This is a genomic window from Neorhizobium sp. DAR64872/K0K18 (assembly GCF_050500175.1).
Classification (GTDB): Bacteria; Pseudomonadota; Alphaproteobacteria; order Rhizobiales; family Rhizobiaceae; genus Neorhizobium; species Neorhizobium soli.
On the sequence record NZ_CP191445.1, the window covers coordinates 671,323 to 696,431 of the forward strand.

24 protein-coding genes are annotated in these 25,109 nt (G+C 59.3%); 10 read left to right on the plus strand and 14 right to left on the minus strand.

The window, feature by feature from the left end:
* Positions 1 to 126: 126 nt before the first annotated feature.
* A complete protein-coding gene (locus tag ACQY1P_RS02995) occupies positions 127 to 738 on the plus strand; it encodes a TetR family transcriptional regulator (protein WP_162237931.1) in 612 nt (203 codons plus the stop codon).
* On the opposite strand, the gene ACQY1P_RS03000 is transcribed toward ACQY1P_RS02995, so the two are convergent.
* Both ACQY1P_RS03000 and ACQY1P_RS03005 read right to left on the minus strand, forming a co-directional pair.
* Entirely contained in the window at positions 711 to 1,616 is a 906-nt protein-coding gene (locus ACQY1P_RS03000; RefSeq protein ID WP_113110038.1) for an NAD-dependent epimerase/dehydratase family protein, read from the minus strand. The genes ACQY1P_RS02995 and ACQY1P_RS03000 overlap by 28 nt on opposite strands.
* Positions 1,613 to 2,311 carry a hypothetical protein gene (locus ACQY1P_RS03005; protein ID WP_062576421.1) on the minus strand — a complete coding sequence of 233 codons (699 nt, stop codon included), beginning with the start codon at positions 2,309 to 2,311 and terminating at the stop codon, positions 1,613 to 1,615. Before ACQY1P_RS03005 ends, ACQY1P_RS03000 begins: the two co-directional genes overlap by 4 nt.
* A 198-nt stretch (positions 2,312 to 2,509) precedes the next feature.
* Between ACQY1P_RS03005 and ACQY1P_RS03010 the strand changes: the two genes are divergently transcribed.
* The 3 genes from ACQY1P_RS03010 to ACQY1P_RS03020 all read left to right on the plus strand — a co-directional run bounded on the left by ACQY1P_RS03010 (position 2,510) and on the right by ACQY1P_RS03020 (position 4,898).
* Positions 2,510 to 3,250 carry an SDR family NAD(P)-dependent oxidoreductase gene (locus ACQY1P_RS03010; RefSeq protein WP_174197515.1) on the plus strand — a complete coding sequence of 247 codons (741 nt, stop codon included), beginning with the start codon at positions 2,510 to 2,512 and terminating at the stop codon, positions 3,248 to 3,250.
* Positions 3,251 to 3,259: 9 nt separating this feature from the next.
* Positions 3,260 to 4,078, plus strand: a complete 819-nt coding sequence (locus tag ACQY1P_RS03015) for a sugar phosphate isomerase/epimerase family protein (protein ID WP_430252818.1) — start codon at positions 3,260 to 3,262, stop codon at positions 4,076 to 4,078.
* Positions 4,079 to 4,184: 106 nt separating this feature from the next.
* Entirely contained in the window at positions 4,185 to 4,898 is a 714-nt protein-coding gene (locus ACQY1P_RS03020) for a GntR family transcriptional regulator (RefSeq protein ID WP_062576427.1), read from the plus strand.
* Between the two features lie 36 nt (positions 4,899 to 4,934).
* Here the strand turns inward: ACQY1P_RS03020 and mnhG are convergent, their stop codons facing one another.
* The 6 genes from mnhG to ACQY1P_RS03050 are packed head-to-tail and all read right to left on the minus strand — an operon-like array spanning position 4,935 to position 10,935.
* Complete coding sequence (gene mnhG / locus ACQY1P_RS03025) at positions 4,935 to 5,303, minus strand: monovalent cation/H(+) antiporter subunit G (RefSeq protein WP_062459008.1); 369 nt, start codon at positions 5,301 to 5,303, stop codon at positions 4,935 to 4,937.
* A complete protein-coding gene (locus ACQY1P_RS03030; RefSeq protein WP_062459005.1) occupies positions 5,300 to 5,581 on the minus strand; it encodes a K+/H+ antiporter subunit F in 282 nt (93 codons plus the stop codon). The genes mnhG and ACQY1P_RS03030 overlap by 4 nt, the downstream gene beginning before the upstream one ends.
* Entirely contained in the window at positions 5,578 to 6,054 is a 477-nt protein-coding gene (locus ACQY1P_RS03035) for a Na+/H+ antiporter subunit E (RefSeq protein ID WP_062459002.1), read from the minus strand. Before ACQY1P_RS03035 ends, ACQY1P_RS03030 begins: the two co-directional genes overlap by 4 nt.
* Positions 6,054 to 7,679, minus strand: coding sequence for a monovalent cation/H+ antiporter subunit D (locus ACQY1P_RS03040; protein WP_192078608.1), 1,626 nt, complete (start codon positions 7,677 to 7,679; stop codon positions 6,054 to 6,056). The genes ACQY1P_RS03035 and ACQY1P_RS03040 overlap by 1 nt, the downstream gene beginning before the upstream one ends.
* A complete protein-coding gene (locus ACQY1P_RS03045) occupies positions 7,676 to 8,014 on the minus strand; it encodes a Na+/H+ antiporter subunit C (protein ID WP_062458996.1) in 339 nt (112 codons plus the stop codon). The genes ACQY1P_RS03040 and ACQY1P_RS03045 overlap by 4 nt, the downstream gene beginning before the upstream one ends.
* Complete coding sequence (locus tag ACQY1P_RS03050; protein WP_113110280.1) at positions 8,014 to 10,935, minus strand: monovalent cation/H+ antiporter subunit A; 2,922 nt, start codon at positions 10,933 to 10,935, stop codon at positions 8,014 to 8,016. Before ACQY1P_RS03050 ends, ACQY1P_RS03045 begins: the two co-directional genes overlap by 1 nt.
* A 75-nt stretch (positions 10,936 to 11,010) precedes the next feature.
* Between ACQY1P_RS03050 and ACQY1P_RS03055 the strand changes: the two genes are divergently transcribed.
* Positions 11,011 to 11,319: a helix-turn-helix domain-containing protein gene (locus ACQY1P_RS03055; protein ID WP_062458994.1), complete on the plus strand. Its 309-nt coding sequence runs from the start codon at positions 11,011 to 11,013 to the stop codon at positions 11,317 to 11,319.
* Between the two features lie 92 nt (positions 11,320 to 11,411).
* A complete protein-coding gene (locus ACQY1P_RS03060; RefSeq protein ID WP_256413830.1) occupies positions 11,412 to 11,537 on the plus strand; it encodes a hypothetical protein in 126 nt (41 codons plus the stop codon).
* 99 nt (positions 11,538 to 11,636) lie between these two features.
* On the opposite strand, the gene ACQY1P_RS03065 is transcribed toward ACQY1P_RS03060, so the two are convergent.
* The 5 genes from ACQY1P_RS03065 to ACQY1P_RS03085 all read right to left on the minus strand — a co-directional run bounded on the left by ACQY1P_RS03065 (position 11,637) and on the right by ACQY1P_RS03085 (position 17,976).
* Complete coding sequence (locus tag ACQY1P_RS03065) at positions 11,637 to 12,674, minus strand: dipeptidase (RefSeq protein ID WP_430252820.1); 1,038 nt, start codon at positions 12,672 to 12,674, stop codon at positions 11,637 to 11,639.
* Positions 12,675 to 12,783: 109 nt separating this feature from the next.
* Positions 12,784 to 14,142, minus strand: a complete 1,359-nt coding sequence (locus tag ACQY1P_RS03070) for a lipopolysaccharide biosynthesis protein (protein ID WP_209898277.1) — start codon at positions 14,140 to 14,142, stop codon at positions 12,784 to 12,786.
* Positions 14,132 to 15,211 carry a GNAT family N-acetyltransferase gene (locus tag ACQY1P_RS03075; protein ID WP_430252822.1) on the minus strand — a complete coding sequence of 360 codons (1,080 nt, stop codon included), beginning with the start codon at positions 15,209 to 15,211 and terminating at the stop codon, positions 14,132 to 14,134. The genes ACQY1P_RS03070 and ACQY1P_RS03075 overlap by 11 nt, the downstream gene beginning before the upstream one ends.
* Positions 15,212 to 15,275: 64 nt before the next feature.
* Entirely contained in the window at positions 15,276 to 16,211 is a 936-nt protein-coding gene (locus tag ACQY1P_RS03080) for a hypothetical protein (protein ID WP_092664204.1), read from the minus strand.
* A 229-nt stretch (positions 16,212 to 16,440) separates the two neighbouring features.
* Positions 16,441 to 17,976 (minus strand): GumC family protein, encoded by a 1,536-nt coding sequence (locus ACQY1P_RS03085; protein ID WP_430252824.1) that lies wholly within the window; start codon positions 17,974 to 17,976, stop codon positions 16,441 to 16,443.
* A gap of 208 nt (positions 17,977 to 18,184) precedes the next feature.
* On the opposite strand from ACQY1P_RS03085, the gene ACQY1P_RS03090 reads away from it, so the two are divergent.
* The 4 genes from ACQY1P_RS03090 (at position 18,185) to ACQY1P_RS03105 (ending at position 23,707) form a co-directional block, all read left to right on the plus strand.
* A complete protein-coding gene (locus ACQY1P_RS03090; protein ID WP_430252826.1) occupies positions 18,185 to 19,480 on the plus strand; it encodes an O-antigen ligase family protein in 1,296 nt (431 codons plus the stop codon).
* Positions 19,481 to 19,598: 118 nt separating this feature from the next.
* Positions 19,599 to 20,783, plus strand: coding sequence for a glycosyltransferase family 4 protein (locus tag ACQY1P_RS03095; protein ID WP_430252828.1), 1,185 nt, complete (start codon positions 19,599 to 19,601; stop codon positions 20,781 to 20,783).
* Positions 20,784 to 20,932: 149 nt separating this feature from the next.
* Positions 20,933 to 22,117: a glycosyltransferase family 4 protein gene (locus ACQY1P_RS03100; protein WP_430252830.1), complete on the plus strand. Its 1,185-nt coding sequence runs from the start codon at positions 20,933 to 20,935 to the stop codon at positions 22,115 to 22,117.
* Positions 22,118 to 22,123: 6 nt separating this feature from the next.
* Entirely contained in the window at positions 22,124 to 23,707 is a 1,584-nt protein-coding gene (locus ACQY1P_RS03105) for a glucosamine inositolphosphorylceramide transferase family protein (RefSeq protein WP_430252832.1), read from the plus strand.
* Positions 23,708 to 23,764: 57 nt separating this feature from the next.
* Here the strand turns inward: ACQY1P_RS03105 and ACQY1P_RS03110 are convergent, their stop codons facing one another.
* Entirely contained in the window at positions 23,765 to 24,523 is a 759-nt protein-coding gene (locus tag ACQY1P_RS03110; RefSeq protein WP_430252834.1) for a WecB/TagA/CpsF family glycosyltransferase, read from the minus strand.
* Positions 24,524 to 25,109 lie beyond the last annotated feature (586 nt).

Here is a 25,109-nt window from a genome sequence, read left to right on the forward strand (position 1 = left end):
TCCCTGTTGCCTGCTGTGGTAACGGGGCCGCGAGGCCGAGGAATTGAGATGACGACCACCGAAAACATGTCCACTGATACGAGTCTTGACCCGGGCCAAAGATCGCCGGAAAGGCGCAGACGCTTTTTGCTGGAATCGGCAATCACGGAATTTTCGACCTACGGTATCGGTGGCGCACGGGTCGATCGCATCGCTCAGCGCGCGAATTCCAACAAGGCCATGGTCTACCACTACTTCGGCAGCAAGGAGGATCTCTACCTTGCCGCGATGGAGCATCTTTACACCGGCATCCGCAGTGCCGAAGACGCGCTCGTGCTCGATCCGGAAGATCCCGTCGGTGCGATGAAGGCGCTGATCGGCTTTACCTTCCGGTATTATATCGACAACCCCGCCTTCGTGCGAATGATCAACACCGAAAACCTGCACGGCGCAGCGCATCTGCAGTCGGCCGGCGACATGAAGGGGCTTAACAGCTCGGTCGTGACGAAGGTCTCGACGATCCTCGATATCGGGGTCGCAAAGGGCCTTTTCCGACGCGTGGACCCTCTCGATCTCTACATCTCGATTTCCGCCCTCGGCTTTACCTATGTTTCCAATCGCCACACGCTGAAGGTCCTGTTCGGACGCGACCTCATGGCTGCAGACGCGGTCGAGGCACGCCTGGAAACCATGACCGACATGATCCTGCGATATGTCGCTGCGGACGGTCATCAGCCCCTCCCCGCGATCGATCGGTAATGGGCGATGGTCTGTGATATTCCCTGCCGGAGCAGCGTAACGGGGATCGGGCCCAGCAGAGCCTGATTGTCGGTGGCTTTGATATCCGGCGCCATCGGCACGGCTGGGCCGCCAAAATCAATGTTTGCGCCGGGGATCTCGGCCCTGATCGCTGCGATCACGTCCGGGACGTCCTCGCAGGCACCGCCAACCGAAAACGCATGCGCGCCCTCGAACGGTCTTGTTGCCGCCGCCGCGAAGGCCGCTGCAACATCGGCGACGAAAACGAGATCCTGCGGGCCGGAATATCCGATCGTGTAGGCATTGCCGAGAACCGCTTCGCGGCAGGCAAGCGTTGGGCCCGCCGTCAGCCCGCTTTCGCGCCCAGGCCCGTAGACAACCGTCGGGCGAAGGCCAATGCTTGAGATACCAGCATCCGCCCAATACGCGCGGGCGCTCCCTTCGCAGGCAAGCTTGAAGGCGCCGTAATGCGTGACCGGATGTGGCGTCGAGCCGTCATCGGGGCCAAAGACGGCAGCGCTGCTGGCATAGGCAATCCGCGCAATGCCGTTAGCCTTGGCCGCTTCGAACGCATTCAGCGTGCCGATCAGGTTCACCGTCGCGCCTAGGACCGGGTCGTTCTTGCAGGCTGGGGTCAGCAGAGCGGCGAGATGAATAATGGATGCGCAATCTTTGGCGGCGGATTTGACGGCGGCGCCATCGGTAATATCGCCCTCAAACCACTCGACGTGATCCGCTTCGTCGCCAGCGATGTCCCGCAATATGCGGCGGTCGGTCGAGCGATCGAAAATCCGCACGTCATGGCCTTCGGCCTTCAACGCCTTGAGGATCCAGCCGCCCAGAAAGCCGGCGCCGCCGGTCATCAGAATCCGGGTCATGGCGCGCCCCGCATATCTTCCGAGGTAATCGAGAAGGCGGTCTCATAGATATCAGTGACCGGCGCTTGAAGGATGCCGCTTTCAACTGCCAGCCGCTCCACCTCGGGCAAGGCCGCCCGCAGTCCTGCGCTCGACGACCCCTCGACCAGAACGACGACGTCGAAGACAGTCTCGTTCATTACAGCCCGCAGCTCGGTTTCCTTGGTGCGGACGCTCGAAACCTCGTTGCGGGAAACACCGACGTGGACGCAGGAGACACCACGCACCGCGAGCATCGTGTCCGCGAGTGCCTGAGCATTTGCCCGCAGCCGGGTCTCGCCATCGTCGCCCGAAAGATCGAAGCGGATCGTCGCCATGCTGCCACCGTCACCATGGCCTGCCTCAGCAATGCGTTCGCAGGCGACGCGCAGAAAATTACGGAAACTCGGCGCAACAGCCGTCGTCCAGGGTGTCGGGTTGTTCAAACGTTCGAGGTAGTCGGGAGAACGGAAGGTCTCCAGGGTCTCGCCGGAATAGACGGTGCCGAAAACATAGCGGGAGGCAGAGGGAGCATGCAGCCGCTTGCCGGTTCTGAAGCCCGGGATCGAAAGGCGCTCGGGCATATGCTCGCGGGTATGCCATTCGATATATTCGGCATGCCCGCCCTCTTCGATGTCGTGCCAGATCGCCAGAAAGGCGTTGCCGTTCATTCCCATCGTCTTCTCCTCCCATTCACTCGCCCTGCATCCTCAGCGCTTGACAAGCCGGTCATTTGCGACTCATGTAGGCCACTAGAATGTTAGTATGCTACAAATGTCAAGCGCTAGGTTCCAACCAAACGGATGCGTGATGACAACGAACGAAAAGAAAGCGGCTCTTGGGAAACGGGTCGTAATGCCAGGGAGGAGATACACATGGCGAACCAGGAAACACCTCGCGTTGCGATCGTCACAGGGGGGGCCGGCGGGCTCGGATTTCCGATCGCAGCAAGACTTGCGGCCAAGGGCCACAAGGTCGCGCTATGGGACATCAACAAGGAACGGGTCGAAGAGGCTGCTGCCAAGCTTCCGGGCGCCAAGGGTTATGTGGTCAACGTCATGGACCCCGCCGCGGTCGAGGCCGCCACGGAGCAAGCGGTCGCGGATCTCGGGCCGCTCGGCATTCTCGTGACCTGCGCCGGTCACAATGGCCCGCTCGAAAAATTCGTTGATTACCCGCATGACGGCTGGCGCTTCGTCATGTCGCTCAATCTCGATGCAGTATTCTACTGCTGCCAATCGGCGGTTCGGCAAATGCTGAAGACCGGCTATGGCCGCATCGTCAATATCGCCTCGATCGCCGGCAAGGAAGGCAATCCCAACGCGGTCGCCTACTCCGCTTCGAAGGCGGGCGTTATCGGCCTGACGAAATCGATCGGCAAGGAACTGGCAACGACGCAGATCCGCGTCAACTGCGTGACGCCGGCTGCGATCGAAACGGAAATGATGAACCAGCTGACACCGGAATTCAAAGCCTATGTAACAGCGAAGATCCCTGTCGGTCGCCTCGGCGAAGCGGAGGAAGTCGCATCGCTCGTCAACTGGCTGGCGTCTGAGGAATGCTCGTTCTCGACCGGCGCCGTGTTCGACGTCTCCGGCGGCCGCGCGACGTATTGAGGTCGCACAATGTATAAGCAACATCCCCTTTCGCTCGCCTATCTGACCGTGTTCGGTTGTCCTCCGGTCGAGAACGTCAGGATCGCAGCCGCCTGCGGTTACGATCTCGTCAGCCTGCGGCTGATTGCTCCACACGGGCTGGAGCTTGCCCATCCAATCGTTGGGAACCAGAAGCTGATCCGCGAAATCAACGCCGCGGCGTCGGACACGGGCATGTCGTTCTACGACGGCGAGGTGTTCACCCTCCTGCCGGAGACGGACATCAAAACCTGGCTTCCGGTGATCGAGACTGCCGGTGAATTCGCAATGCCGATCATGCAGATCACCTGCGAGGACCCGGATCTTTCCCGAGCAGCAGACAATCTCGGCCGCATTGCCGACGCGGCGGCGCAATACGGCATCAAAATGTCGATCGAGTTCATGCGTTGGCGTTCCACTGCCAACATCCATGATGCAAGCCGCCTGGCGAGTGCGACGGGCCGGAACAATGTCGGCCTTCTGATCGACGCGCTGCACCTGTCACGCTCCGGCGGAAGCCCCGCTGATGTCGTGCGCCTGCCGAAGGGCCAGGCGCTGTATCTCCAGCTTTGCGACGCGCCAGCCGAGCAACCGGCAGACAACGCCGGTTGCATTGCCGAGGCACGCACTGCCAGGATGTTTCCAGGCGACGGCGGCCTGTGGTTGAAGGATCTGATGGCCGCCCTGCCCGCAGATGTCGTAATCAGCGTCGAGACCCCGCATAAAGGAGACGCGGCGCTCAGCTTCATGCAGCGGGCCGAAGGGGGAATGGCTGCCACGCGGCGCTTCCTCGACGAGATCTCCACCTGACAAGCACCCTCAGGGAATGTTGCCTCACTCCCTGAGGGCGCGTACAGAATTCGGTTATGCCGCGTCGGAGCGTATGATCCGCTCCGGGAAGGAAGGGACCGTAGGAATGGATGCAAAACCACGATCCTCGTTGGGCGCAAGGGTGACCGAGAGGCTGAGACGAGCCATCATCGATGGCGAGCTCGAGTTGGGTGACGCACTTTCGGAAGACAAGCTGGCGACCACTCTCGGCGTCAGTCGGAGCCCGGTGAAAGAAGCCTTCGCAACGCTCGAACAGCAGGGCCTCATCGATGTGCGTCCGCAAAGGGGAAGTTTCGTCTTTCTGCCGACTCGCGAAGATACGGAAAACCTGTGCGAATTCCGCAAGACGATCGAGATCGAGGCAGTTCGCCTCGCCATGTCGCGTCGTCGCGATGAAACGTTAAAGGCGATGCGGGCAGCTGCCGAAGACATGATGGCGGCGTGCGAGGCGGGCGACAACCATCGATCCGCCCGCGCTGATGATCATTTCCACGATGCATCACTGGAGAATTGCGGCAATCCGTATCTGTTCAACGCCTACCAGCTCGTGTCGAGCAAGGTCGCGGCACTTCGATCGCACCGTTCCACGCTGCCCACGCGCAAAAACGCGAGTGCTGAACATATCGCCATCGTCGAGCTTCTGGAAAGCAATCGGATCACCGAAGGACTGGACATGCTTGGGACCCATGTCCTGATGATGGCGGTTCGGTACGGTATTGAGGAAGAGCCGCTACGACTTCCGGGTGGACGAGCCGCACGCAGCGCGAAACTCGACCATATCGGCCTTCTGCCGGACTAGTCCCGCAACCGGAACGGACCGCAGGACAGATCCGTCTCAATCGTTGTTTACGATATCGGCGCGGTGTTTCTCCGGCACGCCTTTCGTCTTCTCAACTCTGTCTCGATGCAGCGCGGCGCGTGCGAGGAGAAGGAAGGTGGCCGGCGTCGTAACCGTGACGAAGATCCCGATGAGGATCTCGTGCATCATTGGTCGACCTGATGTCACGGAGAAAAAGATCATCGACGCGACCATGACGCCGCCCACACCCCAGCTGGTGCCGAGGGTTGGCGCATGGATGCGCTCGTAAAACGTCGGCAGCCGGAGAAAGCCGATGGCGCCGATCAGCGCCAGCGCCGCACCGACAAGCAGGAATACCGCGACCGCGATCGCGGCCCAGAGCGGCAGATCAGTGGCTTCACTCATTCGATCACCTCACCCCGCATCAGAAATTTGGCGAGCGCCACGGTTGCCACGAAACCCAGCATGCCGATCACCAGCGCCGCTTCGAAATAGATGACCCGACCCGTGCCGATCCCGAACGTGACGAGCATCAGCATCGCGTTGATGTAGAGCGTGTCCAAGGCAATGATCCTGTCCTGCGCCCTCGGGCCGCCGAACATGCGCACAGAGGCGATAGCCATGGCCGCAGCCAGCATCAATTGTGCGACAGCCACAGCTGTGAAGACGATGATGGCACTCATACGAAGATCTCCATCAAGAGCTTTTCATAGCGGTTCTTGACCATATCGCGCCACTTCGCCTCGTCGTCGAGATCGAGGACATGCAACAGCACGGTATTGTCATTGGAATCGTATTCCAGCCAGGCTGAGCCGGGCGTGCTCGTCAGAACGATCGCGAGCACCGCCAGCGAGAAATGGTTGTGCGTCTGCAGCTGGATCGTCAGGAAGGCCGGATTATGCCGCCGCGAACCGCTCCTCAGGATGACTGCGGCAACCTGCGCGTTCGACTTTGCAACGTCGTAGAGCACCATCCCCAAAAGCTTCGGCAGAAGGTACCATTTGCCGAGTCTCGGCTTCTCCGGTCTCAGCGAAGCCATAGCCCAGCATGCAAAGACTGCGACCATCGTGCCGATAATCAGGTGGCCGAGCGTGAACCCGTTCAGCAGCAGCCACATGAGGACCAGGAAGACGGCAAGGATCGGGAAGGGAAACATCAATCGCCTCCCTGTCCGTTGCTGTCGGCGACGCCCTTCAGGACTGTCGCGTTTCTGACGGCGTTGATGTAATTTTCCGGGCTGGCAAGGGTCCGTATCGTCGTGTCCATGTACTGCATCGCAGGTCCAGCCTGAACCGTCAGCACAAGGGTAAGGCTCAGAAGGAACATGACTGGTACGATCTCGATGACCAGCACCCGCGGCACGGTGCCCTCGATCGAGCTCCAGAACGTCCTGATGCCAACACGCGTCATCGCGATAAGCGCTGCGACGCCTGACAGGATGACGAGAACGATGAGCGTCCAGACAGCAGCAGTCGGCGGCACGCCAATGGCGCCGGTACCCATCATCGCGGACAACATTGCGAATTTGGCGATAAAGCCAGACAGCGGCGGCAGACCGGACAGAAGGATTGCACAGGCTGCAAAGCATATGCCGAGGATCGCCATCGTCCCGGGCATCGTGACCCCGTCGCCCTCTTGCGGCTCATCGTCGTCGGCGTCGCCGTAGGCTTCCATCGTCACGGTGAGGACGCTAGCGCCCGCATCCTGACCACGCTCGACAAGTTCGATCAGCATGAAGAAGGCGCTGATCGTCAGGGTCGAGCTCACGAGATAGAGGAGTGCGCCGGACGAGACCGCACCATCGTTGATGCCGAGCACCATCAGAAGCGTGCCGGACGACACCAGAACCGAATATCCGGCCAACCGGCCCAAGGCCTGGGAAGCAAGCACGCCGATCGTTCCAAACACCACTGTCGCGATACCGCCGATGAGCAGGAATGTCGATCCGAACCCGGCCGATGGCCCGGTTTCGAACAGCAGCATGATCAGACGCAAGATGACATAGATGCCGAGCTTGCTGAGGATCGCGAAAACGCCGGCGACGGGTGCCGAAGCGGCGCTATAGGCGGTCGGAAGCCAGAAGCAGAGGGGCCACATGCCGGCCTTGATGAGAAATGCGATCCCGAGCACGCCGGCGCCGGCTTCCATCAGCATGCGTCGGTCCGGCTCGATCTGCGGAATGCGCGCGGCAAGGTCGGCCATGTTCAGCGTACCGGCCGTGCCGTAAATCAGGCTGACGCCGATCAGGAAGAGAAGTGCTGCGGCAAGGTTGACGGCAATGTAATGGAGGCCGGCCTTTACCCGCAGCGGACCAGAGCCGTGCAGAAGTAGACCGTAGGATGCAGCAAGCATCACTTCGAAGAAAACAAAGAGGTTAAAAAGATCGCCGGTGAGGAATGCGCCGTCCACCCCCATCAGCAGCAGCTGGAACATGGTATGGAAATGGGCTCCGACAATGTGCCAGCGGGCCATCGAATAGACAAGCGACGCAAGCGCCACCAGCGCCGTCAAAAGCAGCATCATCGCCGACAGCCCGTCGAGCACCAGCACGATCCCAAATGGAGCGGCCCAGTTGCCCAGCAGATAGACGCCTTCGAAATCGCTCGGACCGCTCTCGATACGAAACAGCACGAACGAAACGCAGACGAGGATCACCACCGACGTCAGGCTGACCATCGCCTTGGCAACGCGCTGTCGTTCGTCGATGAACAACAGCACTGCCGCCGCAAGCAGCGGGACCAGGATCGGTGCTATGATGAGGTGATGCGCCCAGCCGTTCATGACGGGTCGCTCCTGCCGTCAACATGGTCGGAGCCGGTCAGGCCGCGGGAGGCGAGAAGCACGACCAGAAACAGTGCCGTCGTGGCAAAGCCGATAACGATTGCCGTCAGCACAAGTGCCTGGGGCACCGGATCCGCAAGGCTTGCGGTGGCCGTGCCGTCCACGAGAACCGGCGGCACATTCGTCTTCACCCCGCCGACACTGAAGATGAACAGGTTGACGGCATAGGCCAAAAGGGAAAGCCCGACGATGACCTGATAGGTCCGTGGGCGCAGGATGAGCCACACGCCGCAAAAGGTCATGACGCCGATGGCGATGGAGAGAATGATTTCCATCAGGTTTCCTTCGTCTTTGCTGCATCGATTGCCCGCAGGCGATTGATGCGGATCGACTGGTGCGCCAACGCCACCATGATCAGAACCGTCGAGCCAACGACGAGCGAGAAGACGCCGAGATCAAACAGCAATGCCGTTGCCGCCGGCATTTTTCCGACAAGCGGGAGCTCGATATACTGGAAGTGCGAGGTGAGGAACGGGTAGCCGAAAGCCCAGGCTCCAATACCCGTTAAGGCGGCAGTCAGAAGACCAGCACCCATCCAGCGCAGCGGCAGAATTCGGATCCGATCTTCTGCCCAGCGTGTTCCGCCGGCCAGATACTGCAGCAGGAAGGCGAGCGACAGCGTCAGGCCTGCCGAGAACCCGCCGCCCGGCATGTCGTGACCACGCAGGAACAGATAGACAGCGAACATGATGATGACAGGAAAGAGCCACTGCATGATGACCGACGGGATCAGCATGTAGTCCCGAGCCGTATCGCCCGCAGACCGATCCGGCCGCTCTTCGTCGAAGCGGTTCTGTGCCCGCTGCTGTTCGGGCATCGCCATCGTATCGTCGGCCGGCCGGAAACGGCGAAGCAGCGCATAGACGGTGAGCGCCACCACGCCGAGAACTGCGATTTCGCCAAACGTATCGAAGCCGCGGAAGTCCACGAGGATCACGTTGACGACGTTGCGGCCTCCGCCCTGCGAATAAGCGTTTTCCAGGAAGTAAGTAGCGATAGCGTCCGGCACCGGCATCGTCATCACCGCATAGGATATGAAGGTCATGCCGACACCGCAGAAAACGGCGAGCGCAAGATCCCGGAAGCGTCTCAGCCGGGCGCGGACGGTAATCGGTGCATCATTGATTTCGTTCCGCTTCGGCAACCAGCGTAGGCCGAGAAGGATCAGTACCGTCGTGATGATCTCGACCAGAAGCTGCGTGATCGCGAGATCAGGCGCCGACAACCAAACGAACGTGACGCAGACGATCAGCCCGACGCCGCCAAGCATGACGAGCGCCGCCAAACGGTGATATTTCGCAAGAAACGCGGTGCCGAGCGCCAGACAAATACCAATCAGCCAGATGGCCGCGAAGGCCTTGTCGACCCCGGAGAACACGAACGGCCGCGGCTCGAACCCGGAGAGCCAGAGCGGCAGGAGACCTGCGACAAAGCCGGTGAACACGACCCAGCGCAACTGCGGCTGCAGCTTGCGGGTACCGATCCGCCGCTCCGCGAGCCTTGCCCAGCGCCATGAGACTTCGACGAGGATACGCTCGAAGATGCGCTGTCCGCGGAAGCGTCTGAACACAGGCGCACCGTCTTTGCACTGCGCAAGATAATTTCGAAGGAGGATGTAGATCAGCGCGCCGGCGACAAGAGCAACGATGCTCATAACGAGCGGAAGGTTGAAGCCGTGCCAGATCGAAAGGCTGTATTCAGGCGTATCCGGCCCGAGTACGCCCATCGCGGCCGCCTGCAGGATCGGTCCAACGGCGATCGCCGGAATGACGCCGACGACCAGACACGCGACGACCAGAAGTTCGATCGGGAACAGCATCCAGTGCGGCGGCTCGTGCGGCTTTTCCTTGGGAAGACCAACTGGCTTCGGCCCGAAAAAGACCGTGTGGATGAACCGAAGCGAATAGGCGACGCTGAACGCACCGGCGAGAGTGGCGACGTAAGGAAGGATGCGGTCCAGGAACGAGTCCGCGTGGGTCTCGACCGCTTCTGCGAAGAACATCTCCTTCGACAGGAAGCCGTTCAGAAGCGGGACGCCCGCCATCGCCGCACTGGCGACCATGGCAAGTGTGCCGGTAATCGGCATGAACCGGAACAGTCCGCTCAATTTTCGCATATCACGCGTACCGGTCTCGTGGTCGATGATACCGGCTGCCATGAACAGCGACGCCTTGAACGTCGCATGGTTCAGCATGTGAAAGATCGCAGCGACCGTTGCCAGCGGGCTCCCGAGGCTGAGCAGCGTGGTGATCAGGCCGAGATGGCTGATCGTGGAATAGGCGAGCAGACCCTTCAGATCCTGCTGGAACATCGCGAAGTATGCGCCCAGCAGAAGCGTGATCATGCCGGCCGCACCGACGAGAATGAACCATTCGTAACTGCCGGACAGCGCCGGAGACATGCGCGCCAGGAGAAAGACCCCGGCCTTTACCATGGTCGCAGAATGGAGATAGGCCGATACCGGCGTCGGCGCTGCCATCGCGTTCGGCAGCCAGAAATGGAACGGAAACTGCGCGCTTTTTGTCAGAGCGCCGAGCAGGACGAAGACGAGTGCCGGGACATAGAGGGAATGCGCACGAATGACGTCGCCTGCCTCCAGGATCTTGTCGAGGTCGTAGCTTCCGACGATATTGCCGAGAAGCAGGAGGCCGACGAGAAGGCAGAACCCACCGATGCCGGTCACCGTCAGGGCCATACGCGCACCATCGCGGGCAGCGGAACTGTTGTGCCAGTAACTGATCAACAGGAACGAGAAGATGCTCGTCAGTTCCCAGAAGATCGAGAGGAGGATGACGTTGCCGGAAAGCACGATCCCCATCATGGCCCCCATGAACGCCAGCAGGAACGAGAAGAAGCGCGGAACCGAGTCCTCTTCGGACATGTAGTATCGCGCATAGATGACGACCAGCAGTCCGATGCCGGCGATCAGAAGCGCGAACATCCACGCAAAGCCATCAAGCCGTAACTTGAACTCAAGCCCAAGCTGGGGGATCCACTCGAACGTCAAGCGGACAACCTGGCCCTCCGTGATCGAAGGGTAGGAGGCAATGACGATTAGAAGGCATGCAAGCGATACCCCACCGGCAGTCCAGGAGGGGAGTACACGCGACGATGTCTTCAGAAAAAATGCCGAAGCAAGACTGCCGACAAACGGCAGAACCAGAAGAACAAGCAGGAAATATGGGCCCAGCGTTATCCCAATGTGTCTGTTCCTCGTGCGTTTCGATGGCCTGAGAGCGCACAATACGCGCCACTAGCAATCTATCGAAAATTGACCTATATGATTTGTATTGACCAATATGGGCAGAATAGAGCGATGGGTCAAGCCGCGCAAACTTGTATATTGTCTCCAGCGCTTTGCCGGGCGGCCCGAGGGTTCCTCGACTGGACCCAGTCGGACCTTGCCGATCGCTCAGGCGTGTCGCGCAGCACCGTACGCGACTACGAGGGCCAGCGACACGATATTCACAGATCAACCGAGGCTCAGCTGCGCCAGGCGTTCGAAGGCGCGGGCCTTGCATTCGTCGTGACCGAGAATGGAATTGGGATCTGTCCCGGCGAACAGAAGCAAGAATGCTGAGGCTGCCGATCGGCACCGCAAACCATTTCTGACCCCGGGAACCAAATTCGCGCCAAGAGCTTTCTCCCTACATGTGAGGGAGGGATTATCACATGAAAATTGCTCTGCTTTCCGCATCGTTCGCAGTCGTGAGCCTAGCCGTCGCGGCTTCCTACGTCCTGCCGTCGGGCAGCACCCTGGAACGCGGCCAACCCTACAAATACGCGATGGCACGCTAATGCATCTCTCAGGCGTTTGAGAAACTCGCGCTGGCGTCTGACGCCGGGTCAGGTCGCTTTCAACGTTTCGCACATTTGCCGGCGGCCGCTTTGTGCCGCTCACGCAGCCCAGCTTCGGTCCAGCACGTCGATCCAGTTTTCGAATGAGATCTTCGCGATATCCTCGTCCGAGAAGCCCTGGTTACGCAGGGCTTCGATCAGGCGCGGAAGGCCGCTTGCATCTTTTAAGTCCGAAGGCACGGTCGTACCGTCGAAATCCGAGCCTAGCGCGACGTGATTGATTCCGATCCGCTCGGCGATATAGTCAATGTGCCGCACAAGCACATCGAGGCTCGTGCTTTCGTCTCTGCGCCCGTCGTCGCGCAAGAACAGGACACCGAAATTGATGCCGACGAGCCCGCCTGTATCGCGGATCGCGTCGAGCTGGCGGTCCGTGAGGTTTCGGCTGTGCGCAGAGAGCGCGTGCGCATTGGAATGGGATGCGACAAGCGGCGCCTTCGAGATTTTTGCGACGTCCCAGAAACCGGCCTCGTTCAAATGCGACAGATCGACCATAATCCTGAGGTCGTTGCACGCACGAATCAGGTCTCGTCCGGCGTCACTCAGGCCCGGGCCGATATCCGGCGTTGACGGGAACTTGAACGGAACGCCATAGGCAAAGATGTTCGGACGGCTCCAGACGGGACCAAGAGTTCGCAAGCCCGCTTGGTGAAGCACGTAAAGCGCATCGAGATCCCCGGCAATTGCTTCGGCGCCCTCGATATGCATCACAGCGGCAAAGCTGCCCGTTGCAATCGAGCGGCGGAGATCGTCCGCAGTCCGACAGACCGTGACCCCGCCGTTGGAACGGCGCTCGATATCCAACAGGATCCGAGCCATGGCGATGGTCTGGTTCAGCGCCTCGGGTTGAGCCGGGGTCGGAAAATCGCCGTTCTGGTCCTTTGCCATGGACGGCGACGGCACATAGATGGCGCAGAGACCCCCGGCCAATCCACCCTCGCGGGCTCGCGGCAGATCGATATGACCATCCTTCCGCCCGTCCAGAAAGTCACCGACAGGATCCTTCGCGTCGCTGAGGCGCAGACGCAAGAGCACGTCGTTATGACCGTCGAAAACCGGAACGGGAGAGTTCGTCATCTGTGGAAAAGTCCTGGAAAATCATGATGCGGAAGACTTCTAGATAGGATCTCCGGCTCCGAAATACACCCGCGAGACACAGCGGAAAGAATTCGTTGCAGCCCTTTTATCATGCCCGCCTCAAGAGAAGCCGGAACATCGACGAGTCGAACCCGGTCAGGGCTTTGTCCGCAATGCGCAAGACGATCGACTGAAGTGCGAAAGCGGCAGCGGTCGTCGCAACGGCGCCCATCACCCCGAAATGCGGGACGAACAGGAAGAAGCCGGCAATCCGCACCACGACGCACACGGCCATGATCTGTAGATAGCGGCCTTCGTGGCCTGCCAGAAGCAGCATGATCACAGAGGGCCTCGTCGTTCCGAGCGCCGCAGTGCCGAGGCAGAGGACCAGCAGTTCCGGGAAATACGCAGCATAGGGTTCGTTGATCAGCAGAAGGGCGAAATAGCCGCCGACCAGAATGCCGATCAGGCCGATCGCGCTGAAGGCAAGGGTTATCCAGGCAAGGCTGTCGAGCATCTTGTTGAGCGCCCGCTGTTCTCCGCGATAGTAGAGCCCCGGGAGATGGCGCGTTCCGAACAGATTGACGGAGTCCGCAGCGGCCGCAAACAGATTGGCGAGGCGAACCGTCACGAAATAGGCCCCTGCGATTACAGGGTCCATCAGATAGCCGATGATGATCACGTCTATGTACTGATTAGTAGCTTCGAGAGACGTCGCGAGCCAGAAGCGGACCGATCGCGGAAGCCATAGCCGGTAGTCCGCAACCGCACGGATACGCTGGAAGTCTGGAAACCGGTGCAGGATGCGTCCGCGGATCAGGTAGAGCTGCAGAAGGAGAGCAAGACCTGCTCCGACCGCCAAGGCCAGGAAGAGATGGGCCGTATCCGGGCGTGTCCCGCTGAAGAGACAGGCGAGCAGATAGAGGACGGGCACGCTCCCGACAATGGCGTTGCCCGCGCCGTCTCCCGAGGCAACGCCGATCTCGGTTCGCACAAGATGCATACAGATCTGCAGCACGGAGACGATCATCATATAGATGACGCAGGTTATCGCTGTCTGGCCATCGACCAATGCGGAAGCCCAGAAATACAGACCGATCGCGACGATAACGGTGCCGCTGAGCGACAGAAGCAGCGTGAAGTAGAGCGCGCCTTTCAGCTTTGCGGCATTGCCCGCGGCCGTCATCTCGTTCCACATCCGCAGCACAAACGGTTCCTGCCCGGCGGCTGCCACGATGCAGAGCAGCCCCGCTGCGGAGTAGAGGATCGAGTAATGTCCGAACGCTTCGGGATCGAGAAGCCGAGCAGCAAGCGTGATCAGCGTGAAGTTGAGCAACACCATGCCGATCTTGACGCCGACGACGACAGCCATCCCGCCGATATCCGGCCGGCGGATAAGCGCGCCGATCCGACCGGCAAAGGTGCGGTGGGCAGCGGGCGCCACGTGGTCGGATGCATCACCGGACATTGGCGACCCCTTTTCTCAGGAAGTTCTTGAGCGGCTTCGCATGGTGATAAATGGCGGCGACCGCAGCACCCTTGAGTGACAGGGCTACGGTGATATTGCGCATCGTCGTTTCCGTCGGGCGAAAATGCGTTTTGTACCCGGGATCGCCGAGGCAGAGATCCATTACTTTGTGGCCGTCCTGGTGGCGCAGCTGTGCGACGCGGTAAAGGATCTGCATTCCGGCGGAGATTTTCTGATGCTTCTTGATGTCGGATGCAAGCAGCGTTGCGTGAAACTCGCCGTCGCCTGCCAGCCCGAACAGGGCAGCGACAGGTTCTCCAGCGAGATAGCTGACGTAAAGCACAGCTTCTCCTGAAGCCGCCGCTGCGACGGCATAATCACGATAGAGATCGAAATATTCATGGCGATCCAGCAGGTTCTCCGAATAACGGTCCTGTCGCGCCTCCCGAAGGAAGTCGAAGACCGCGCGGATTTCCTGCTCGTCCGTAATGGCTTTGTGCAGGTAGGGGCCGTAGGCTGCTTCCGTCTGTCGGTGCAACCTGCCAAGGTTCTTGGTGAAGTTGCGGTTCATCACCTTTAGGCGCCAATGGTCGAAATCGTCGCCGATATCGAACGCGTAGGCAGAGTTCTCTCCCCGGCTTTCGCGAGCCCCCTTGAACAGACGCTGGATGTCGAAGCCATCGGCACGAACCTTGCGGAACATCAGCAGGTCGGCACCGCGAAGCGTTTCGCGCAACGCCTTTAAAACGGCCGGTGATGCGGCGATCTGCTCGAAACGCTCCGCGTCGCAGACGATCGTGTTGTAGTCGCTGATACCGAAATCCGCAGGCTGGATTATCATCACCCCGGATGAGCGCTGCATCACGAGGGGAAGCACGGCAAGGAGACTGTCGTCGGCTTCGTTGCGGAACGTCACCGTCCGCTGCTTCGCGCCCAGGGAAGGACCGAGGCGCCGGTGCAGCATGTCGAGCCACATCGGCGCCTGAAAGGCAGTGCCCTTCCCTTCCGAATAGAGGCGGCGATATTCCGGCCCTGAAAAATCGAACGTCTCTTCTACGGTGACTTTCATGGATTCAGGGCTTTTCTCGATCGTATTCTGTCGGGGAGTTGGTCTTCGGTAGTTTGTCCTGTTCTCAGGTCAATGCGACCCGACCGCCTTCGGCCGATGCATCAAGCTTGAAATCGCGCTTGACGACGACATCACCCTTTTTCTGCTTCCCAGCCTTCTTCCAGGCAAAAGCAGCCACCGCCTTCGGATAGACATGCAGGCCCGAATTTTCGGTCGACAGGCCCTTCACGCCGAGCGTGCGGCGAAACACGCCGTTGCCATAATGGACCGCGTAGGAATTCCAGATCTGCTTCGTCCAATGCTCCATCGTCACGGAGATGTTCATGCAATCATGGTTCTGTACGCGATGCGGTGCATAAAGCGGCCATGTCACCATTTCTCCCGGATGCAGATCGACAGCCGTCGCGTATTCGTCGAACCACGTCTCGTAGGGCATTTTTTCATCGGTCTCGCGCAGCAGGATCTTCTCCACCTGCATCGGGCGCAGAAACACTTCCGAGCGCGGGTAAAGATAGACACGCTTGCTGCCCTCGATCTGCCAAAGCGACTGGCCCTGGATATCGGCGTGGTAAAAGACGTTAGCGTTGGGAGACGAGACGAGCACTCCGAGATTGCGTTTGAAGGTCTCGAACCCGGGCATGCGGCCTGCGAATTCGGAAAAGATCGTGTCGAGCAAACGGCCATATTCCGGCGCCCAGTCCATCACGCGGCGAATGTTCATCCACATGCGGCCCTTTTCGACTGCAGCGAGTGCCTCAGCGCCCGAAATGCCGTTGCGGACGCCATAAAGTCGCGATGGGTTGGTGATGTCGTCGGACATGGATTCCAGCCCGAACTCGCTATCCGGGCAGCGTTCGATCAACTTGCCAACAGCCTCCCTCGAAAACAGACCCGTTTCAAGGAGGCGATGATTGAGCTTGACGATCTCATTGCCGAACAAACGCGCGTGGCGGTCTTCCCAGTTGGCAATGATGTCCTTGTTCATGAGCATAGAATTCATTGAAATCCACTCCCTAACATCCGTTCGTCACCAAGGGTCGACAATCGGTCTTGATACTTTCAGGATATCTTCGCTGGAACAGATGAAGCGAAGGGCTGACCGTGCTCTCAGATACAGCACTCCGGCCAGCGATGAGTAAACGCGGGCTTTGTTCTTTCCAAATCGGTTAACATGGAGTGAGGCCGACCATTAAAATCCGCCCTATTCTCTCGGGCAGAACTGCGCCCCATCAGGCGTCCGGGTTCCACCGATACGAGCGCGGCGCAGGCGATGGCTCGTCCGGGAGCATCGACAACAACGAACCGGTGCGCGGTGCAGGCTTGCGCTCGATCTCTTTCCGATAGTCTTCGTCCAGCGTCTCGGTGCGGGCGTGTTCCGGCGCCCGCTGCGGATGGTTGATATCCATCGCGATCCCGAAAGCGAGCACGCCGAGTGCACCCAGGGTCAGTCCAACTGCGGCGCCGAAAACGGCCGCCTGCGCGATGCTCGGCGGCCAGCTGCGCTCTCTCGGAGCAATAGGCGCAGAGATCACACGAAGATTGGTCGTATCGAGCTGTTGACGTTCGGCTGCCATTCGCGCCCGTCCGAGAAAGGCTTCGTAGACTGCGGCTCTCGCAGATGCCTCTCTCGACAATTCCCTCAGACGCACCTGCGCATCGTTATCCGAGAACACACTGGTAGAAACGGTCTTCGATTCACCTTCGAGCTTTTCGACAACGGCCTTTGCCTGATCGTATTCGTTGCGGGCAGCAAGCGTCAGCCGGGACATTTCCCGGGCGATTTCCTGGTCGAGCGACTGCAGCCGCGACTGAACCGCGGCCCTCCTCGGATGCCTTGTACCGAACGTCAGCAACTGCTCGTCGGCTTCCTGCTTGAGGGTCGAATACTGGGCCCGCAGCGCGGCAAGCGTTGCGGACTGCATCGCCAAGGAATCGTTGCCACCGGCAAGCATCTGCTTGTAGCGCGAGTCAGCGGCGATCAGACGTTCGCGAGCCTCGCGCAACTGGGTGTCGACCTGGACCATGGAACGGCTGCTGGAAAGCTCGCCTTGCGAAGAGCGAAGGCCGCTTTCGCGCCGAAATGTTTCGACGGCCTCTTCGGCCTCGATGACACCCTTCTTCAGCTCGGTGAGCCGTGCAAGAAGCGAGTCTGTCGTTCTCTTCGCGCCGTCGACATCGCCGGCATTGAGTTCGGCCTTGAATTCCTCGATCAGCGCTTGCGAAATCCGAATGGATTTCTCGGCATCCCATGTCCAGACCGACATGAACAGAACGAAGGATTTCTCATCCCGCTGGGCTGCGAGTCTCTTGTTGAGAGATTCCAGCGCGATGATTCTCGGATCGACCGGCGTCGCGGGTCCACCGAAGCTGAACAGGCTAAAACCGCCAGCTGGAACGAATTCGATGTCGTTGGTAAGATCGAGCTTTTCGATCACCCGGAGAAGCACGTTGCGCGACAGCAGGGTTTGAAGCTTGCTGTCGGCATTGAGGAGCAGCGTTTCGCGCATGTCGTTGCGCGAACCCGTCTCTTCGCCCACGATCTGCAGACCGGCGGGATCGATGACGAGTTCGCTCGTCACCGTATAACGCGGCTTGGAAATGACCGTGTAGGAAACTGCAAGCACCAATCCGATGAGGGCCGCTGCGACGATCCAGCGGAATTTTTGGCGCAGCCAATAGGCCAGCCGCCCCAGATCGATCTGAAGGTAGTTTGTCAGCCCTTCAGGTGCGGAGCTGTTCGACCGAGCTGGATATGGAGGCTGCATTCGGTTCACGTCTCACGGCTAATGGCAGAGCACCGGCTCTCTCATTCCACCGCATTTATCACAGCCTGTGCTTAAGATTGTTTTAAGCCAAGCCTGACCGATCAAACGGATAACCTTGACGACGACCCGCTGCTTAATGCCGGTTTAAGGGTTTCAGGAGTAGGGACTTTGAGGCATTTGGATTAACGGATACGAGGCGGATTTTGAAATGGCGCATCGCTATATCGCACCGGCCATGTTCCTGCTTCTGCTTCTTTCCATGTGGGTGCCGGCCGAAGAGCTGAACCTGCCCGCTTGGACGGAGCAGGCCCGTTATCTCGTCTTCCTGATGCTCTCCGGCTGGATCGTCGTGGTGGCGTTTATCAAGGTGGGGCTCAGGATCCCCTCCGGCATAGAATGCACCCTGCTTGCAGCGTTCCTTCTCTATGTCAGTTTTTCCGCGGTGTGGGGCGTGCAAAGTGCCGACAGCTACATCAAGGCAATCCTGATCTTCAACGCGCTGGTGACGTCGCTTGCGATCGCCAACACGCTTACGCTCGAACAGTCGCTGCGGGTCATGTTCGCGGCCCTCTCCACCTTCGTTGTCGTCTGCGTTCTGGTCGCGCTGCTGGTCCCTTCGATCGGTGTCGACAGCAGCTGGGAGCATGCGGGAAAGTGGCGCGGCATTGCCGGGCAAAAGAACGGGCTCGCAGCATATGCGGCCTACGCGCTGATCGCGGGCGTTGGTCTTCCCCTGCGCCAACGCGTCACGCCGCTCGCGCAATGGGGCGCGCTTGTCGGTCGTATCGCAATGGTCGGGATCGCCTTGCTCGCGGTCTATATGGCAGGATCGCGCGGCGGCCAGCTTATATCAGTTCTGGGCGTCGCATCGATTGTGATTTCCAGACTGCCAAAGCTCCTCCAGAGACTAGCACTGCTCACCGGTCTCCTGTTCGCGATACCGATCATCAATCTCGTCTCGACGACGTTCGTGGTCGATGCCGACGAGATCGGCGTTGCAGGCATCACTGTCGATACCAACAGCCGCATGAAGATCTGGAGCTACGGCTTTCGTGAATTGCAGGGACGCGAGATCTTCGGCTTCGGCCTTGACAGCTTCTGGACTCCGGAACGCCTGACGAGCTTCAAAAGCGTCTATGGCTGGGTGCTCGACAACTTCCACAACGGCTATATCACGCTCATCATCGAAGGCGGCATCGCCGGCTTCCTGCTGTTTCTCGCAGCACTGTCAGCGACCTATCTTCTGCTCGTCGTATCGGTCGGAAATGTCAGAGACAAGTTCATCGGCCTGTCGTTTGCCTACGTCAACATGTACACCGTCAACAACCTCGTCGAGAACGAAATCGGTCGGTCGACGTCTCTCCTGATCTTCATCTTTCTCATCCTTGTCTTCTCGATCAGGCGACAAGTGTACCAGCACTATCCAGGACTTCAAAAAGCAGACGCAGCCTATCTGCATGGCGGCGTCCGAGTTCATCGCGGTCGTTTGCCGGCATCAACGTGAGAAGTGAAATAGTACGTTTACGATACCCGCACAAATCATCGTTACTGTTGGAAACGATGCTGTTAGCCTATTGTTTAGACGAACAATCTACTATTGCCCCACCAATTAGGAGTTGAAATTGTCCAACCGAGCCAGGCAGCCGAGGCGTGTGCTTTTTCTGCAAACTCAGGCGGAATTGGCGGGCGCGCAGGAGATCTCGCGGCTTCTCGGCCAGGAGCTTTCGCGTGGGCAACTGACGGGTGTGCCGGAATACGAAACGCACCATCTTTTCCTGTACCGGAAGACCGATGGCTGCGATCACTTCCCCAATGTCCATTTTGCAGCACCCCGCAGGCCTCAAAGCCTCGGCGAATGTCTCACCTTCGCGCGGAATTTTTTCTCCATCGTGCGCAAGATCAAGCCGGATACGATGTTGACCTTTCAGCACTACGGCAATGTGCTCGGTGCACTTGTCGGGCGGGTAATGGGCATTCCCTATATCGTCGCAAATCAGGTGTCCTCGCCCGCAACCGTGAACCGCTTTGTTGGCCTGGCCGATCGCATCCTCGGCACACTTGGTTTCTATGACGTGATAACCGTCAACTCCCATGCGACCTGGAATTACTTCCAGTCCTATGCACGAAGCTACCGCAAACGGCTGGTCCATATTCCGCATGGCTTTGCGCAGAAAACCACGTCGTTATCGAAAGAGAAGGCAAGGGACTGTTTCGATCTGCCCAAGGATGTGACGATCATGGGAACGGTCGCCCGGTTGCATCCTCTGAAGCGCATTGATCTGGCAATCTCAACGCTGCCGCATTTGCCAAATCTGCACCTGGCCATTGCCGGCCAAGGCCCACACAGAGAATGCCTCGAGGCTCTCGCCCATACGCTTGGCGTTGCAGACCGTGTCCATTTCGCAGGAGAGGTCAACCCGGAGCAGATCGGGACTTTCCTTGCGTGTCTCGACGTCTTCGCGTTTCCGACGGCCGCAGAGACATTCGGGCTCGCAGCCGTTGAGGCCGCGCAGGCAGGCGTGCCTGTCATCGCGAACGACCTGCCGGTGCTGCGCGAAGTCCTGCAGGTGGAAAGATCCGCCTGTGCCCTCTTCGTCGATGCCGAAAACACTGATAAATTCGTCAGCTGCATCGAGTTGCTGCTTGCAGACAAGGCGCTGTATGACCGGCTCTCCGCATCGGGACGCGAACTCGCCGAACGTTACTCTCTCAATCTGATGGTCAGCGAGTACACAAAGATCATCATCAAGAGCAACGCTGAAAAAGGGGCTCCCCGCCGCTCTTCTGCGTTCAAGACGTCGAGTTGAGGTCATGCGCCGCGCAAAACGTCCGCGCCTCACGACTTCCAAGAAAATCCCAGTAATACGCAGTATCGTTCGAAAGCTAAGTATCGTGTTTAGCCTCTCTTGAGCTTTCGCTGTCTTTATCGTCACTATACGAGTGAACCGGAAAACCTATGGCCGAGAGCGCGCAGCGACGTCCGACACGTCTTCTCTTTATCCAGACGCAAGCTGAAGCAGCGGGCGCTCAGGAGATCACGCGCCTTCTCGCCGAACAGCTGTCGAAACCAGCGATTTCCGGACAGCCCGAATTCGAGGCGCATCACCTGTTCCTCTATCGCAAGACCAGCGGCTGCGACCACTTCGAAAATGCGCATTTTGCGGCCGATCCGAGACCGCAGGGGATTTCGCAGAACCTTGCCATGCTTCGTCGTCTGTCGCAGCTCGTGCGCACGATAAAGCCCGACGTGATGCTGACCTTTCAGCATTTCGGCAATGTTGTCGCAGCTCCGGTCGGTCGCTTGCTCGGCGTACCACTGATCATTGCCAACCACGTCTCACCGCAGGCGACGATTTCCCGGCCGGTCGCCCTTGTCGATAAGGTGCTTGGCATTGCCGGCTGCTACGACGAGATCACTGTAAATTCGAAGGCCACCTGGCTGGACTACCAAGGACACCCGGCATCCTACAAGCGTCGACTGACCTATGTTCCGCACGGCTTTGCCGACAGAACCGTTTCGATGACGCAGCAGGAAGCGCGGGCAAAATTCAGCCTTCCAGCCGACGTCCCGATCATCGGAAGCGTCGCCCGTCTCAACGCCATCAAACGAATTGATCTCGCCATCAGATTGTTGCCGGTCATGCCGGATGTCCATCTGGCACTGGCAGGTCAGGGACCGGAGGCACCACGACTGCGAGCTCTCGGCGCAGAACTCGGCGTTTCGGATCGGCTTCATTTCGCAGGCGAGATGCCGTCCAGCGAAATCGGCGCCTTCCTGAAAAGCCTCGACGTCTTCGTTTTCCCGACGTCTGGAGAGACGTTCGGCCTCGCGCCGGTGGAAGCCGCTCAGGCCGGCATTCCGGTTGTGAGTTCCGACTTGTCCGTCATGCGAGAAGTCTTGCAGGTCAGGGGAGAGCCCTGTGCCCTTTTCGTCGATACGACCGATACGGCGTCATTTGCAAAAGCAGTTCGCGCTGTACTTTCCGATCCCCTTCTGCGGCAAAGGCTATCGGAGTGCGGGCAGCGGCTGCGCGAACAACACTCGCTCGATGCAATGGTCGACGGCTACCGGCGCCTGATCCGGCGACAGCCGAAAACATCGGAAGACAGGTTGCAGGCGTCCGGACAGCTTCAGAAATAAATGACGATGGACAGCGTTTCAAACTCCGTCCCTCCGCTGAACATCGAGATTGTGGCGGAGCGCTCCTCCACATCGGCGTGGATACAGTGGCTCTGCCGTCGGCTTGAGCAGCGCGCCGCCGGTACCACGGTGCGCCTTCAATTGGTCCAAGGGGCTGATCAGGCAGCGCAGCCTGCCCTCGAAAGCCTTTTGCAGCTTGAGAAGATGGTGCTTCGACGCCACCAGCCCTGCCTCTGCGACCGTATTGAGCCGGATGCGCTGGCGGACTGGCGAACCCGGTCGGACAACGCAGCTCCGGATATTGTCATCGACCTCACATCGAACCGGAGCGCATCCCCCCGATCGACACGGATCTATCGGCCGTTGTTCAACGGCCACGCCGGTGAATTCAGTCTCGCTTCGGCGCTGTTTTTCGAGGGAACACCGCATATCGAGATTGAGTGCACCCTGCCTTCCGGCGAGCGCTGGATTGTTGCCGATGGCTTTGCGTCCCTCGAAGCTGCGGCTGGTATCGGTGGCGCGATGGAGGCCGTTTGGTCACGGACAGCCATCCTTCTCATCAAGGCTTTGCCGGAAGAACCGTGCGCGCCGCGTATTGCAGACAACACGGCCCAGCCACACGCACGCGCTATCACCCGCAAAGCGGTGACTGTTCGTAGCGCCAAGATGCTGGCATCTGCCGCGGCCCGCGCTGCGTATCGGCTATGCTGCCACGCTCCCCACTGGCGCATCGGCTGGCGTCGGGTCGCCTCTGACAATGACGTTTGGCAACGACGCGACCTCGGCGGGACACCCTGGGAGGTTCTCGCGGACCCAATCGACCATTTTTACGCAGACCCGTTTCCGTTTCGTTGGCAGGGCAAGGACTATCTCTTCTTCGAGGATCTTGATCAGAAGACCCAGAAGGGCATCATCAGCGTCGTCGAGTTTGACGAACAAGGACGGCCGGGCCCAGCCATCCCTGTTCTGGAAGAGTCCTGGCATCTGTCTTATCCGTTCCTCATCGAAGCGGATGGTGAGATCTGGATGGTTCCGGAGGCGTCTCTCAGCGGCGAGATTTCCATCTACAGGGCAACGCGCTTTCCGTTCGGCTGGGAAAAACACGCGACACTCGTTTCCGGCATCGAGGCCGCCGATGCGACGATCATCCAGCACGCGGGAAAGTTCTGGATGTTTGCTGTGACAAGGGATGGTATCGGCGGCTATTCCGATACGCTGTGCTTATGGTCGGCGGAAACGCTTCTCGGCCCCTGGCGACCGCACGCCGTGAACCCGCTTGTCATCAACGACCGATCCGCGAGACCCGCGGGCAACATGATATGGCGCGACGGCAAACTGCTGCGTCCCGTGCAGGATTGCCGCAATGGCTATGGGGCAGCTTTGAGCATTGCCGAAGTGACGCGCCTGGATGACGAACGGTTCGATCAGGAGATCGTAAAGCACTTAAGCCCCGGCAAGCACTGGCCCGGCCGAAAGCTGCATACGTTGAATGGCAATGGTTACATGGAAGCGATCGACGGAAGCATTATCCGCCCGAAATGGTCGTTCGCGGCCGGCATCGTCGACAGCTTCTACAAACCTGTCGCGTGACGCGAGGCTCGTAATGAGCGCATCAATGACCTGCCTTTATCGGAAGTCAGCACCCGATCAATTCGAGTGGGTGAACAGCGCTCGAATGGCAGCCGGGTTTGACAGCAGATACCGCATCGTCAGCCGGCGCGGCTCATTATACATCCGGTAGGCCCACTCCAACCCGTACCGCTGCATCCACAACGGCGCGCGGGCGTTTTTCCCCGAGACGAAGTCGAACAGACCGCCTGAGGTCTTGATCACACCGACAGATCGCAACCGGTCGATGTTCCGGCTGACAAAGGCCTGCTCAAGTGGAAAGCCCAACCCGATCCATAGAATATCGGGCTTGCTTGCCTGGATGTCGGCGATCACCGCATCCTCTTCGCCACGCTTGAAGTAGCCGTTTCTGCGCCCAGCGAAGGTTAGGTTTGGATACCTGGTCCGCATTGCGGCGACTGCCTTGGCGTTGACCTCTTCGGTTCCGCCGAGAAAATAGAAACTGACACCTGCCCGCTCTGCCTTGACTGCCACGGAATGCACGAGATCGGTCGTCGCGATCCGTTCAGTTACAGGATGCGACGAAAACATTCTGGAATACATGATCATGGGCATGCCATCGGCGTGGATCTGGTCGGCTTCCAGCATCAACTCCTGGAAGTCGGCCTTCTTCGCGCACATCGCGATCACCTGTCCGTTTGCCGAGGTGGAATAGAACGGCTTGGCACTGCTGCCCCGGTGAAGGAGCGCTTCATCGATGAAACCCTGCGCCGCCTCATCCATGCTGCAGCGGACAACGGGAAGACCGCCAAGCAGCGTCGTGGGCCACTGGCCCATCGTGCTTTCCTGTGCGTAAACGTCGCCAGGATGTAGTGATGGCTTACCCATATCTGCCTCGTTTGGAAGGTCAGACCACGGCTTGCGGGGACCTTTCTACGATGAGATATAGCCCTCGCCGTCCATCACTCAATTGATATGTAGTGCGATAGTTAATTCTGAAACAATGTCAGAACTCGTTGAAAAACAACGCGAATGAGGTGGTTGATATTCACTCAGATGCTTACCAAAAAGGACCATGCACGAGGGTGTGCGTTCCAATTCGGGACAACCGGTCCGTTCACCTGCAAAGCGTCGATCCATGAGAATCAGCGTGCTTCAACGCTGACCGTACGGGACCCCGAGACATATTCGCGCGGCATTCTCGGGAACCCGGTCGGTCGCAGAAGATCTCGATGACCGGATCGGTTTAAAGTCTGCCGGTGAACATCGATTTTCTACCGCAGAACAAACGTCTTAACGGTTGCCGTTTCTGTACGCGTTTCGGCGGCTTTTCCGCTGCTGCTTCCGGCGGTCGCGCGCCGTATAGACGACCGCCGCGACGACAATCGCGATTTCCGCGACAGCTGCCAGGCACCACATTGTG

What these genes read in the sequence shown, in the direction of transcription:
- ACQY1P_RS03000 (WP_113110038.1), bottom strand. Translation starts at nt 1,616, where the DNA reads ATGACCCGGATTCTGATGACCGGCGGCGCCGGCTTTCTGGGCGGCTGG.
- ACQY1P_RS03005 (WP_062576421.1), bottom strand. Translation starts at nt 2,311, where the DNA reads ATGGGAATGAACGGCAACGCCTTTCTGGCGATCTGGCACGACATCGAA.
- ACQY1P_RS03010 (WP_174197515.1), top strand. Translation starts at nt 2,510, where the DNA reads ATGGCGAACCAGGAAACACCTCGCGTTGCGATCGTCACAGGGGGGGCC.
- ACQY1P_RS03015 (WP_430252818.1), top strand. Translation starts at nt 3,260, where the DNA reads ATGTATAAGCAACATCCCCTTTCGCTCGCCTATCTGACCGTGTTCGGT.
- ACQY1P_RS03020 (WP_062576427.1), top strand. Translation starts at nt 4,185, where the DNA reads ATGGATGCAAAACCACGATCCTCGTTGGGCGCAAGGGTGACCGAGAGG.
- mnhG (WP_062459008.1), bottom strand. Translation starts at nt 5,303, where the DNA reads ATGAGTGAAGCCACTGATCTGCCGCTCTGGGCCGCGATCGCGGTCGCG.
- ACQY1P_RS03030 (WP_062459005.1), bottom strand. Translation starts at nt 5,581, where the DNA reads ATGAGTGCCATCATCGTCTTCACAGCTGTGGCTGTCGCACAATTGATG.
- ACQY1P_RS03035 (WP_062459002.1), bottom strand. Translation starts at nt 6,054, where the DNA reads ATGTTTCCCTTCCCGATCCTTGCCGTCTTCCTGGTCCTCATGTGGCTG.
- ACQY1P_RS03040 (WP_192078608.1), bottom strand. Translation starts at nt 7,679, where the DNA reads ATGAACGGCTGGGCGCATCACCTCATCATAGCACCGATCCTGGTCCCG.
- ACQY1P_RS03045 (WP_062458996.1), bottom strand. Translation starts at nt 8,014, where the DNA reads ATGGAAATCATTCTCTCCATCGCCATCGGCGTCATGACCTTTTGCGGC.
- ACQY1P_RS03060 (WP_256413830.1), top strand. Translation starts at nt 11,412, where the DNA reads ATGAAAATTGCTCTGCTTTCCGCATCGTTCGCAGTCGTGAGCCTAGCC.
- ACQY1P_RS03065 (WP_430252820.1), bottom strand. Translation starts at nt 12,674, where the DNA reads ATGACGAACTCTCCCGTTCCGGTTTTCGACGGTCATAACGACGTGCTC.
- ACQY1P_RS03070 (WP_209898277.1), bottom strand. Translation starts at nt 14,142, where the DNA reads ATGTCCGGTGATGCATCCGACCACGTGGCGCCCGCTGCCCACCGCACC.
- ACQY1P_RS03075 (WP_430252822.1), bottom strand. Translation starts at nt 15,211, where the DNA reads ATGAAAGTCACCGTAGAAGAGACGTTCGATTTTTCAGGGCCGGAATAT.
- ACQY1P_RS03080 (WP_092664204.1), bottom strand. Translation starts at nt 16,211, where the DNA reads ATGAATTCTATGCTCATGAACAAGGACATCATTGCCAACTGGGAAGAC.
- ACQY1P_RS03085 (WP_430252824.1), bottom strand. Translation starts at nt 17,976, where the DNA reads ATGCAGCCTCCATATCCAGCTCGGTCGAACAGCTCCGCACCTGAAGGG.
- ACQY1P_RS03090 (WP_430252826.1), top strand. Translation starts at nt 18,185, where the DNA reads ATGGCGCATCGCTATATCGCACCGGCCATGTTCCTGCTTCTGCTTCTT.
- ACQY1P_RS03100 (WP_430252830.1), top strand. Translation starts at nt 20,933, where the DNA reads ATGGCCGAGAGCGCGCAGCGACGTCCGACACGTCTTCTCTTTATCCAG.
- ACQY1P_RS03105 (WP_430252832.1), top strand. Translation starts at nt 22,124, where the DNA reads ATGGACAGCGTTTCAAACTCCGTCCCTCCGCTGAACATCGAGATTGTG.
- ACQY1P_RS03110 (WP_430252834.1), bottom strand. Translation starts at nt 24,523, where the DNA reads ATGGGCCAGTGGCCCACGACGCTGCTTGGCGGTCTTCCCGTTGTCCGC.